General features: G+C 74.3%; 10 protein-coding genes. 5 read left to right on the forward strand and 5 right to left on the reverse strand.

What is annotated here, in order from left to right; translation table 11 throughout:
- Positions 1-203: 203 nt before the first annotated feature.
- The gene (locus ACFQ87_RS34900) at positions 204-1,415 is read right to left on the reverse strand and encodes a sulfite oxidase (RefSeq protein WP_380614929.1); all 1,212 of its coding nucleotides are present in this window, start codon (positions 1,413-1,415) and stop codon (positions 204-206) included.
- A gap of 198 nt (positions 1,416-1,613) precedes the next feature.
- Here ACFQ87_RS34900 and ACFQ87_RS34905 point away from each other — a divergent pair, with 198 nt between their 5' ends.
- The 3 genes from ACFQ87_RS34905 (at position 1,614) to ACFQ87_RS34915 (ending at position 3,329) form a co-directional block, all read left to right on the forward strand.
- Positions 1,614-2,393 (forward strand): alpha/beta fold hydrolase, encoded by a 780-nt coding sequence (locus ACFQ87_RS34905; protein ID WP_380614930.1) that lies wholly within the window; start codon positions 1,614-1,616, stop codon positions 2,391-2,393.
- Positions 2,394-2,435: 42 nt separating this feature from the next.
- Entirely contained in the window at positions 2,436-2,807 is a 372-nt protein-coding gene (locus tag ACFQ87_RS34910) for a MerR family transcriptional regulator (RefSeq protein ID WP_380614931.1), read from the forward strand.
- A 339-nt stretch (positions 2,808-3,146) separates the two neighbouring features.
- Complete coding sequence (locus tag ACFQ87_RS34915; protein ID WP_380614932.1) at positions 3,147-3,329, forward strand: hypothetical protein; 183 nt, start codon at positions 3,147-3,149, stop codon at positions 3,327-3,329.
- A gap of 290 nt (positions 3,330-3,619) precedes the next feature.
- Here the strand turns inward: ACFQ87_RS34915 and ACFQ87_RS34920 are convergent, their stop codons facing one another.
- Positions 3,620-5,416: a DUF2398 family protein gene (locus ACFQ87_RS34920; protein ID WP_380614933.1), complete on the reverse strand. Its 1,797-nt coding sequence runs from the start codon at positions 5,414-5,416 to the stop codon at positions 3,620-3,622.
- A gap of 232 nt (positions 5,417-5,648) precedes the next feature.
- On the opposite strand from ACFQ87_RS34920, the gene ACFQ87_RS34925 reads away from it, so the two are divergent.
- Complete coding sequence (locus ACFQ87_RS34925; RefSeq protein ID WP_380614934.1) at positions 5,649-6,356, forward strand: lysoplasmalogenase; 708 nt, start codon at positions 5,649-5,651, stop codon at positions 6,354-6,356.
- Positions 6,357-6,427: 71 nt separating this feature from the next.
- On the opposite strand, the gene ACFQ87_RS34930 is transcribed toward ACFQ87_RS34925, so the two are convergent.
- The 3 genes from ACFQ87_RS34930 to ggt form a co-directional block, all read right to left on the reverse strand.
- Positions 6,428-7,015 (reverse strand): hypothetical protein, encoded by a 588-nt coding sequence (locus tag ACFQ87_RS34930; RefSeq protein ID WP_380614935.1) that lies wholly within the window; start codon positions 7,013-7,015, stop codon positions 6,428-6,430.
- Between the two features lie 162 nt (positions 7,016-7,177).
- Complete coding sequence (locus tag ACFQ87_RS34935) at positions 7,178-7,981, reverse strand: exodeoxyribonuclease III (protein WP_380614936.1); 804 nt, start codon at positions 7,979-7,981, stop codon at positions 7,178-7,180.
- A gap of 101 nt (positions 7,982-8,082) precedes the next feature.
- Entirely contained in the window at positions 8,083-9,870 is a 1,788-nt protein-coding gene (gene ggt / locus ACFQ87_RS34940; protein ID WP_380614937.1) for a gamma-glutamyltransferase, read from the reverse strand.
- Between the two features lie 308 nt (positions 9,871-10,178).
- Between ggt and ACFQ87_RS34945 the strand changes: the two genes are divergently transcribed.
- Complete coding sequence (locus ACFQ87_RS34945; protein WP_380614938.1) at positions 10,179-10,862, forward strand: hypothetical protein; 684 nt, start codon at positions 10,179-10,181, stop codon at positions 10,860-10,862.
- Positions 10,863-11,049 lie beyond the last annotated feature (187 nt).

Here is an 11,049-nt window from a genome sequence, read left to right on the forward strand (position 1 = left end):
GACCGGCGGCTGCCCCGCGCAGCCCACCGGCACCAGGACGTGACAACGATCAGCACACCCACCGTCCGGCACAGACCGAGAGGGGCGGCGTTGGGCGCGGGCTTCCACCTGCACGCCCACGCCACCCCACCCAGATGGGAAACGATCCGAACCGATCCCGCAACCCGTGGATCACACAGGACCGCTTAGCTGATCAGAGACGCTCAGACCACCGTCACCGGGTGCGCCACCACCGCGCCGAACAGGTAGCCCTCCCGGTTGAACGGCGCCCGCTCCGGCTGGCCGCCGCCGAGGCGGTCCGTCGCGCGGGCGCGCAGCTCGTACGGGCCGGGCCGGTCGGGGCGCCAGTCGACGCTCCAGCGCGTCCAGTTGTCGGCGAGCGGCTCCTCGCGCAGCTCGGCGGGCCGCCAGGTCCGGCCGCCGTCGGTACTCACCTCGACCCGGTCCACCGGGGCGGCGCCGGACCAGGACCGCCCGTGCAGCCGGTGCTCGTGCCCGGCCGCCAGCACCGCGCCGACGGCCAGTTCGAAGGCCGACTTGACCACCTGGGTGCTGAGCGGGGCTCCGCCGCCGGGCGGGTAGTCCGGGCCGAACATCCGGTAGAAGTCGGTGTTCCACGGCGACCGGAGCGGGTGGTCGGCCACCTCGATGCTGCCGACCCACTTGATCGAGGCGATGCCCACCCAGCCGGGCACCACCAGCCGGGCCGGCGCGCCGTGGTCGGGGGTCAGCGGCTCGTCGTTCATCTCGTAGGCGAGCAGCACGTCGTCCAGTGCCTTGGCGACCGGCAGCGGGCGGCGCACCGGCCCGTAGTTCTCGCCGCCGACCACGTAGTCCGGGTCCAGGCCGACCGGCAGCAGGTCCACCGCGTCGTCCGTCAGCCCGGCCGCCCGCAGCACCTCGGCCAGCCGGACCCCGCGCCAGCTCGCCGAGCCGACGCCGCCGAGCGTCCACGGTGTGCCGGGCACGCTCTGGTGCTGCTGGCCGCGGTAGTAGCTGCGTCCGTTGCCGGCGCACTCGATCAGCGCGTCGATCCTGGTCGACGGCAGCGCCCGCAGGTCCGCCAGGCCGAACTCGACCGCCCGACCGGCCGTCGGGGCGCCGCGCAGGCCGCTGCCGAACAGCCTCAGCCGCCAGCCGTCCGGGTCGATCAGCGGGGTGCCGGTGTGGTTGCGGACGAAGAACCGCTCCGTCGGCACATGGCGGCCGATCGCGGCTTTGCCGTCGGCGTCGCGCAGCGCGTCCCAGCGCATCTCGGCGTTGGTGTCGTGCGGGACGAACCACTCGGCAGGAAGCGGTTTGACGATTCCGGGCACGGGCCTGGGCACCTCCTCGGCGGCCGCCCGGCCCGGGGCGAACACCGGCGCGGCCAACACGGGCACGGTGAGCGCCCCGGCGGCGGAGCGCGGCGGCATCCGGACGACACTGTCCGGATGGCGCTCCTTCCCTCAGCGTAGGCGCTCCGGCGCGTTACGTAACCACGACAGCCTTGATCCTCCGGTTGAACGGCCGCCTCGATCCTCCACTTGACCTTCCCACCAGTGTGAACTCCTAGCGTTCCCGTCGTCGGAGCAATCCCATGCGATCCCGCCCGCCCCACCGAGGAGGCCCTCATGCCGTCCACCGCCACGCCGTTCGCCCCGCTCGCCCGGATCGTCCAGGGCTCCGGCCCCGGCCTGCTGCTCGCCCACGGCGCCGCCGGCAGCGCCTGGGACAACTGGGGCCCGCTGCTGCCCGACCTCGCCGCGCACCGCACCGTCGTCGCCCCCGACTACCCCGGCTCCGGCGACAGCCCGTACGAGCCCGGCGAGCCCACCCTCGACGAGCTCGCCGAGCGGCTGGTCGCCACCGCCGACGAGGAGGGCCTGTCCACCTTCGACCTGGCCGGCTTCTCGCTGGGCGCGGCCGTCGCGGTCCGGATCGCCACCCGTCATCCCGAACGGGTCCGCTCGCTGCTGCTGCTCGCGGGCGTGGCCGGCGGCTCGGCGCGGCTGAGCATGCTCTCGGAGCTGATGGTCGACCTCGAGGACCGGCCGGCCGACCTCGCCCGGCTGATGCTCACCGTCGTCTTCGGCCACACCTGGGTGGACGCGCTGCCCGCCGAGCAGCGCACGGAGCTGGAGGAGGCGCTCAAGTCCCCGCTGCCTGCGGGCTTCCGGCAGCAGTTCCGGCTCGCCGCCCGGGTCGACGTGCGCGAGGAGCTGCCAGCGATCGCCGTCCCGACGACCGTGGTCGGCACCGCCGAGGACATGCTCGTCCAGCCCTCCCAGCACCGCCTGCTGGCCTCGGGCATCCCCGGCGCCCGCTTCGTCGAACTCCCCGGCGGGCACCTGCCGACGATCGACGCGCTGCCCCAACTGCGCGACGTGATGCTGGAGTTCGTGAAGGCCTGAGACGGGCGGGAACACCCCGGCCGTCGGCCGCGTTGCCCGATCATGCGCATCGGAGAACTCGCCCACCTGACCGGGGTGTCCACCCGTCTGCTCCGCTACTACGAGGAGCAGGGCCTGCTCCAGCCCGCCCGCACCTCGGCCGGCTACCGGGAGTACGGCGAGGAGGACACCGTACGGGTGTGGCAGATCCGCAGCCTGCTCGCGGCCGGGCTGTCCACCCGGGTCATCGCCGAACTGCTGCCCTGCGCCACCGGCCCGATGCCCGTGCTGGAGGCCTGCCCGAACCTGGTCGCCACCCTGCGCGGCGAACTCGCCGACCTGGACGCCCGGATCGACGACCTCACCCGCAGCCGCCGGGCCCTCTCCCGCTACCTCGCCGCCACGAACCAGCCGAGCGAGAAGCAGGCGGCCTGACGCCCCCCTTCGACGACCTGACGGGACGGGGGCCCTCACCGGGATCCACCCCAGGCGTGGAGTCGCCGCGACCGCGCGACGGCGATCGCCGACCCACTGACCGACTCCGCGAGGACCCGGCCGCCGGACCCTCCCGCCTCCACCGCGCCCACGGCCTCCGCGACGCCGTACGTGTCGCCGTCGGTGAGCCCCTCAACGCACCTGGACGACCCCGCTGACCAGCACATACGCCCCACCCGCCGGCCGAGTGGGGCGTATGCGGCCAACCGACGCCCAACCCCCGTCCGGACTTCACCCGCGCGTACCGACCGTTCACACCGCCCTGAGAGCCTTCCTGTCATGAACGCCAGCCCTCAGGCGCCCTACCAGGAACCGCGCTTCCCTCTCCCCCAGCGCCACCGCCGCCTCCTCGCCTGCACCGCCGTCCTCGCCTCCATCGCACTCGGCACCCTCGGCGTCGGCGCCACGGTCGAAACCCTCCAACACGGCTCCCTCGCCACCACCACCGCCGCCGGCAAGTAGCCGGCCCCGCCCAGCACCGCCGTCCACCCCGGACGCGGTGCCTTCGCGTTCCCGCTCCCGGCGGCCTCAACGCCCTACGGGCGGTCGACACCGACCACCGGGGCACCGGACCAGTGGCCCGGGCGGCGAGCACGTAGTGCGAGAAGTCGGCCCGGTCGACTTTCCGTGCGAATGCCGCCGTCCTCGCGGGCGGCGCATGCCGCACGAGGGAGGAGCACCGACGGTGGCCGCCGCACGCTGCCCTGAGTCCCGCTCCTGCCTGCACAGGCGGGCGGGCGGACCGAATTCCGCTAGGCCCGCTGCTCCGCGCGTGCCGCCGCCGGGGGTGGGGTGGCCGGGCGGGAGTGGCGGCCGGTGCCGGGGGTGGGGTGGAGGTCGGGGGCCGGGGCGTAGCGGGCGGCCGGGGGGCGGAGGAGCCAGGTGGTGCGGGGGGTGGGGGTGATGAGACCGAGACGGTGGAGGAGGTCGAGGGCGTCGCGGCGGAGGGCGGTGCGGTCGGCGAGGTAGTGGGTGGGGAGGCCGTACTCGTCGGTGATGTCGCCGAGGACGCCGTCTATCAGGGCGTCCGCGATCGGGACGTCGCCCTCGGCGGTCTCGCCGGGCAGCGGGCGGACCTCCTCGACCAGGCGCTCGACCAGCAGCAGGGTGGCCTGGGCGAGGGTGCCGGTACCGGGGAGGGCGAGGTCGGTGAGTTCGGCGGCCGGATCGAGCAGGGCGACGCCCTCGGCCCGCAGTTCGGTCTCCAGGCCGAGGAATTCGGCGAGCGCGGCCGGGCCGCTGAGTCGGTGCTGGTGCAGCCAGCTGCGCCGGTCCTCGGGGAGGTCGGCGGCGAGGACGGCGGGGGTCTCGGCGAGGAGACGGCGGACGGCGGTGGCGGGCTCGGCCTCGGCGGCACGGCGGATGAGGTCGGCGGCGTCGTCGGCGAGGGCGGGCGGACCGGCCGGGACGGCGCGGGCCAGTTCGCGGTCGACGGTCAGCACGAAGGCGGAGTCGGCCGGGTCGGACGGCAGTTCGCCGAGCACCTGCCAGGTGGCGAGCGCGGCGAGCGCCATCGCGAGGTCGGCGGGCGCGGCGGCGAGTTCGGGCGCGGCGGCGCGCATCGCGTCGAGCAGCCGCCCGTACGGGAGTTGCCGGGGGGCGTCGACCAGCAGCGCGAGGGCGAGCGCGAGTTGGGCGTAGCCGGCCGGCGTGAACGGGGCTCCGGTGGTGGGGTGTTCGAGGCGGCGGGCGGCGCCGGGGCCGAGGCCCGCCTTGCAGAGCCGGGCGTGCCAGGGGCCGACGACCAGACGGTAGCCGAGCAGGGTGTCGAAGCGTTCGGTGAGCCAGTCGCGGTGACGGCGGATCAGCGGGAAGCCGTCGGCGTGCGGGCCGGAGGCGGTGACCAGCGGATGGGCGAGCAGCAGCCGGGCGGCGATGCGGCGTTCGGCGTCCGGGAGCTCCGCGCCGCAACGATCCTGCGAACCGGAGGTCGCGCCCGGGAGCTCCCGGAGCCGCTCCGGCCTGCGGTGCCTGCCGGGCCTGCCCGGCTTGGCGCCTGACCGGACGACGGGCAGTGCGGCCTCGTCGCGCCGGGCGCGGCGCGGGCCGCCGTCGGTCCGGGCCTCTCGGGCGCGCGGGACGGTGGCGCCGTGGGCGGTCGGGCCGTGCCACCAGCTGATGCCGGGGTCGGCGGGCTCGGCGGGGGCGCCGAGGTGGCGGGCGGGGTAGAGGCCGAAGGAGGCGGTGCACAGGTCGTCCGCGGCGCCGGGGTTGGCGGCGGCGAACCAGTGGGCGAGCCGCAGCAGTCCCGGGTCGGGCGAGAGGACCTCCCCGGCCGCCTGCGGGCCGTCAGCACCGCCCTCGGGGGCGGGCCCAGGAAGCGCGTCGGCTTCGGCGGGATCGACGTCCGGCCCGGAGGCCGGCGAGGCGTCCGGCGAAGAGCCCGGCGACGAGCCCTGCGAGGAGTCCGGCAAGGAGCCCCGCGGGGACCCGGCTTCGCGTACGGCGAGGACGGCGTCGGCGGTTCCCCGTCCTGCCCCGCCCGTGCGTGCGTCCGGCCTGCCGACGGCCACCCGGGTGGCGCCGACCGCGTACTCCTGCTGCTCCATGTCGGGATCCAGACTAGACGGTGACCGGCCCACCCGGTGGCAGCAACCGCCCTCCTGAGGAACTCTCCGCAAGAGCCCTCGAAGCGGCCGCGCGCCCTCCGCTACCCGGCCGTCCCGTCATCCGCCGTACCCGGCCCGGGTTACGCACCGGTAACCTGCTCTTCCCCGGCCCGGTCGGCTCCCTTAGGGTCGGTGGATCCCCCGTCCGAGCGACTCCGGAGGCAGCAGCCGCATGAGTATCCGTACGACCACCCGTGCCACCGGCCTCGGCGCACGCCTGCGTTCGGCCACCGGCCTGCTCGGCGGCTTCGCGGCCACCTCGGCGGCGCACCTGGGCTCGATCCTTTCCGGGGCCTCGGTGGTGCAGAACGCCACCAAGCCCGCCCTGATGCCGCTGCTGGCCGCGCACAGCGTGACGGCGGCCACGACGGCAGGGCGGCAGGCTCCGAAGCTGCTGGCGCCGGCGCTGCTGGCGAGCGCGGGAGGGGACGTGCTGTTGCAGCTGAAGAACGACCCCGCGTTCCTGGCCGGCATGGGCTCCTTCGCCGCCGCGCACGTCTGTTACGTGACGATGTTCGTCCAGCGCGGGGCGCTCACCGACCGGCGTCGCACGCTGGTGGTCGCGGCCGCGTACGCGACGGCCTGGGTGGGCCTGGTCAGTCAGCTCTGGCCGGACCTCGGGGAGCTGAAGGTCCCGGTGGCCGGCTACAGCCTGCTGCTCACCTCGACGGCCGTCACCTCGGCCGGGCTGGGCTGGCGGACCGGCTTGGGCGGGGCGCTGTTCCTGCTGTCCGACACGCTGATCGCCACCCAGCTGGCGAAGTGGCGCGAGCTGCCGGGGCATCAGTTCTGGATCATGGCGACGTACGTCCTGGCCCAGTACCTGCTGGCCAGCGGCATCCTCCAGCACGAGGATCGGCAGGAGCGGGCGGCCGCCTGACGCACCACCGCGCCACCGGTCCCGGCAGGGGCCGGCGGCGCGACGCGGAAACGCGAAGGAGGCGAGGGCCGTCAGGCACTGCGCCTCCGGAGCAGCCAGAAGCCGCCGACACCGCCCACGACCAGCGCCAGACCGCCGGCCAGCTCCGCCGGGTTGCCCGCGACCGAACCGCCGAGGCCGGAATTCACCGCGCCGTTCGGGGCGACCTGCTGGCTGCCGACACCGGACTGGCCGAGCGAGCCGGCCCACTCCCCCGCGGCCTTGCCCCAGTCGCCGAGGCCCTTGTCAGGGCTGGTGTCCGCCGCGGTGGTGACCGTGACACTGGTCGAGAAGGCGCCGCCGTTCGGACAGGTGCCGTCGACCTTGCTGTCCCCCTGGTGCTGGGAGGCCAGCCGGGCGGAACCGGTGTGCTTGCCGTCCGCGCCCAGGGTGAGCGTCGCGGGGCCGCCCTCGAAGGCGGCGGAGTGCGCGGTGACGGTCTTGGCGTCGGGCTTGTCCGACTTCTCGCAGGAGACCGTGACCGTCACGGACTGGCCCGGTGCGGCCCGGGACGGGCTGACCGAGGCCGCACCGTCCCTGGCTGAGGCGAGGGGGGCCGTCAGACCGGTCAGCACCGTCGCACCGATCAGGGCGGCGGCGGCCGTACGCATGGGGCGCATGCCGGAACCTCCGGGATTCTCGGGCGCAGCCAGGGACTCCCATGTCCACGTGGTCTTTCAACTGCACCCGGTCATTCACCGACGGTAGGCAGGCACCTCGCACCCGGCCACCGCTCAGGACCGTTCGAGCGACGGCCCGTCACCCAGCGTGATTCTCGTGGCTCAGAGGTCCAGGTCCACCACGACCGGGGCGTGGTCCGAGGTGCCCTTGCCCTTGCGGGCCTCGCGGTCGACGTAGCTGTCGGTGACGGCGTCGACGAAGGGCTTGTTGGCGTAGGTGAGGTCGATCCGCATGCCCCGGTTCTTCGGGAAGGCCAGCTGGCGGTAGTCCCAGTAGGTGTAGGGGCGGTCGTACTTGAGCGGGCGCGGCAGCACGTCGTGCAGGCCGATCCCGTCGAGCGCCTCCAGCGCGGCGCGCTCGGTGGGGGTGACGTGGGTGAGGCCATCGAAGGCGGCGACGTCGTAGACGTCCTCGTCGGTGGGGGCGATGTTGAAGTCCCCGAGGACGGCGAAGGGGCGCGGGCCGGCCGCGTCCTCGACGGCGGCCTTGCGCAGCGCCTCCAACCACTCCATCTTGTAGTGGTAGTGCGCGTGGCCGACCTCCCGGCCGTTGGGCACGTAGACCGACCAGACCCGGACCGGGCCGCAGGTGGCCGCGATGGCGCGCGGCTCGACGTCGGGCAGCATGGCGCCGTCGGCGAGGAAGCCGGGCTGGTCGGGCAGGCCGCGCACGACGTCCTCCAGGCCGAGCCGGGAGACGATGGCGACGCCGTTCCACCGGCCGGTGCCGTGCGCGGCCGTCTCGTAGCCGAGCTCACGGACCTCGTCGTAGGGGAAGGCGTCGGCCGCGCACTTGAGCTCCTGGAGGCAGAGCACGTCGGGCTTGGCGCTCTCCAGCCATTCCAGGAGCTTGGGCAGCCGCGCGGTGACGGAGTTGATGTTCCAGGTGGCGATGCGGACGGTCACGGCGGGCGGCCTTCCCGGTGGTTCGGTCGGTACGGACGGGGGTGGGCCCCCGGCGGAGGCCCACCCCGAACATACCGCCCGCTACTGACAGGCCGATCCGATCAGCCCGCGGGTCGGACCACCGCGGCCGAGCCGCCGCCGCGCCGCACCGGTTCGGCGGCGGCCACCCAGCGGCCGTCCGGCAGCCGCTCCACGCCGGTGGCGGCGCCGATCTCGGCCACGGACGTGAACTGGTGCCCGAGGCCCTCCAGCCCGGACCGCTCGGGCAGTGCCAGGAAGCCGGGCTCGGCCTGGGTGGCGACGGTGTTGCGCTGGCTGGCGCGCGGTGCGGCGATGGCCTGCTCCAGGCTCAGGCCGCGGTCGAGCCGCCCGAGCAGCACCTGCAGGGTGGTGGTGATGATGGTCGCGCCGCCCGGGCTGCCGGTGGCCAGCAGCGGCTCGCCGTCGCGCAACACGATGGTCGGGGACATCGAGGAGCGCGGCCGCTTGCCCGGGCCGGGCAGGTTGGGGTCGGGGACGCCCGCGGTGAGCGGGGCGAAGTCGAAGTCGGTCAGCTCGTTGTTCAGCAGGAAGCCCCGGCCGGGGACGGTCATGCCGCTGCCGCCGGTCTGCTCGATGGTGAGGGTGTACGAGACGATGTTGCCCCAGCGGTCGGCGACCGTCAGGTGGGTCGTGTTGGGGCCCTCGTACGGCTCGGCGACGGCCTGGCCGGTGTCGGCGCAGTCGGCCGGGTGGCGCGGGTCGCCGGGGGCGAGCGGGCTGGTGAGGGCGCGGTCGGGGCTGATCAGGCAGGCCCGGGAGGCGGCGTAGCGCTCGGAGAGCAGTTGCTTGGTCGGGACGTCGCTGAAGGCCGGGTCGCCGACCCAGCGGTTGCGGTCGGCGAAGGCTATCCGGGAGGCGTCCAGGAAGTGGTGGTAGTACTGCGTGCTGCTGTAGGTCGAGAGGTCTCCGTCCTCCAGGATGTGGAGCGCCTCGCCGACGGTGGTGCCGCCGGAGCTGGACGGGGCCATCGAGTAGACGTCGTAGTCGCGGTAGGCGACGTGGGTGGGCGCCTGGCGGCGGACCTGGTAGGCGGACAGGTCGGCGGTGTCGACCTTCCCGGGACGGGCGTTGCGGCCCGAGGCCGGGTCGACCGGCGGGTGCTGAACGGTGTTGACGATGTCCTTGGCCAACTCGCCCTGGTAGAAGGCCTTCACGCCGTCCTTGGCGAGCAGCCGGTAGGTGGCGGCGAGGTCGGGGTTGCGCAGGACGGTGCCGACCTCCGGGGGCTTGCCGCCGGGCAGGTAGAGCTTGGCGGTGGCCGGGAAGTCCTTGAAGCGGTCGTAGTTGTCGGCCGTCTGGCCACGGAAGGTGTCGTCGACGACGAAGCCGTTCTCGGCGATCCGCTCGGCGGGTTCGAGGTTCTGGGCGAGAGAGCGGGTGCCCCACTGGCGCAGGGCGGAATCCCAGGTGGCGGGGGTGCCGGGGACGCCGACGGACAGGCCGCTGGTGACGGCGTCGGCGAAGGCGAGCGGCTTGCCGCCCTCCAGGAACAGCCCGCTGTCGGCCGTGCGGCCGGCCACCTCGCGGCCGTCGATGGTGTGCACCCGGCCGGTGGCGTGGTCGTAGTAGACGAAGTACCCGCCACCGCCGACCCCGGACGAGTACGGCTCGGTCACCCCGAGCGCCGCCGCGGCCGCGACCGCCGCGTCCACCGCGTTCCCGCCCTTGCGCAGCACCTCGATCCCGGCCGCGGTGGCGTCGGCGTCCACACTCGCCACCGCTCCGCCCCACCCCACCGCCTCGGGCGCCTTCGTCGGCGGCGCCGCGGCCCCGGCCGGCCCGGTGGTGGCCCACACCAGGGCGGTGGCGAGCAACAGCGACGGCGCGAGACGGGTCAGAGCCCTCATCCGAGTCCTCCTGAGTCGACGTCAACTCATCAGTTGTTCCACAGGAGGAGTGATCCGACAACCACACCACATCACTACCGACGGGTAGTTGACGCGGCGGCGGAGAGGGGGATGCGGAGGTCACGTTCCGGAATCGATTCCGAACGTACGGAATCATCTCTTTATGCGATCTATATACGGTGTGAGCGTTCGCCATGACCCCACCACCAGAAGGACTCAGCTCCTCCGTGTATCCGCCACCACCTCCGCCCCTGCCCTCCCAGCTCCCGGCGGTTCCGCCACACCGCCCCTGGTGGCAGCACCGCGCGGTGCATGCCGCCAGCTTCCTGGTCTTCCCGCTCGCGGCCTTCGCGATCGCCTGGACGTGGCCCCGGCCGCTCTGGCGCAAGCTCACCAGCACGGCCGTGGCGGCCTTCTGCAGCCTGGTGTGGCTCGGCGCGGTCACCAACCCCAAGCCGGCCGACCACGTGCCCGCCCCGGTACCGATCGCGGCCACGGCCAGTCCGTCGGCCACCGCGACGCCGTCCGCGACGCCGACGCCTGCACCGGCGCCCACACCGGACCCGACCCCGACGGCCACGCCTGCCCCGGCCGAGACCCCGGCGGCGACGCCCACCCCGGAACCGCCCGCGCCGACCCAGGCCCCGCAGAACCACACCGAGCCACCGGCTCCGGCGGCACCCAGGCCCACCCCGCACCCCACCGCCCAACCGGCCGAGCCGGGGGCCGGTGTCGGTGGCGGCTCGAGCTCCGGAGGTAGCAGCGGAGGCTCCGGATCGGGCGGTTCGACGTCCGGAGGTGGCAGTGCTGGCGCATCCGGCACCGGGGGAGCCAGCTCGGGCGAAACCGGCTCGGGAGGCGGCTCCGCCGGGACCGTCCACCCGGGAGCCTTCTGCTCCCCGGCCGGCGCGACCGGCGTCACCACGAAGGGCACCCCGATGGTATGCGGCCCCGGCAGCGACGGCCGGGACCGCTGGAAGTCGGCCGGCTGAGGCTGGGCGGGAGTGGGGCGCAGAAGGCGGCCGACAGTCGACAGGATTCAGAAGGCAGATGACGGAATCTGTTTGATGAAATCTGTCATCTGAAAGTTGTCAGCCATCGGCTGTTCTCCGCGCCGCCCACCAGGGGCGGCGCAGACGGAGAGGGGCGTGGGGCGCAGACGCCCCCGCCCCGAGGCCC

It is taken from the genome of Kitasatospora sp. NPDC056531 (genome assembly GCF_042794375.1).
Taxonomy (GTDB): Bacteria; Actinomycetota; Actinomycetes; order Streptomycetales; family Streptomycetaceae; genus Kitasatospora.

Excerpts from the sequence above, each read along its gene's own strand:
- ACFQ87_RS34920 (WP_380614933.1), bottom strand. The coding sequence starts at position 5,416 with ATGGAGCAGCAGGAGTACGCGGTCGGCGCCACCCGGGTGGCCGTCGGC.
- ACFQ87_RS34915 (WP_380614932.1), top strand. The coding sequence starts at position 3,147 with ATGAACGCCAGCCCTCAGGCGCCCTACCAGGAACCGCGCTTCCCTCTC.
- ACFQ87_RS34910 (WP_380614931.1), top strand. The coding sequence starts at position 2,436 with ATGCGCATCGGAGAACTCGCCCACCTGACCGGGGTGTCCACCCGTCTG.
- ACFQ87_RS34925 (WP_380614934.1), top strand. The coding sequence starts at position 5,649 with ATGAGTATCCGTACGACCACCCGTGCCACCGGCCTCGGCGCACGCCTG.
- ggt (WP_380614937.1), bottom strand. The coding sequence starts at position 9,870 with ATGAGGGCTCTGACCCGTCTCGCGCCGTCGCTGTTGCTCGCCACCGCC.
- ACFQ87_RS34930 (WP_380614935.1), bottom strand. The coding sequence starts at position 7,015 with ATGCGCCCCATGCGTACGGCCGCCGCCGCCCTGATCGGTGCGACGGTG.
- ACFQ87_RS34900 (WP_380614929.1), bottom strand. The coding sequence starts at position 1,415 with ATGCCGCCGCGCTCCGCCGCCGGGGCGCTCACCGTGCCCGTGTTGGCC.
- ACFQ87_RS34905 (WP_380614930.1), top strand. The coding sequence starts at position 1,614 with ATGCCGTCCACCGCCACGCCGTTCGCCCCGCTCGCCCGGATCGTCCAG.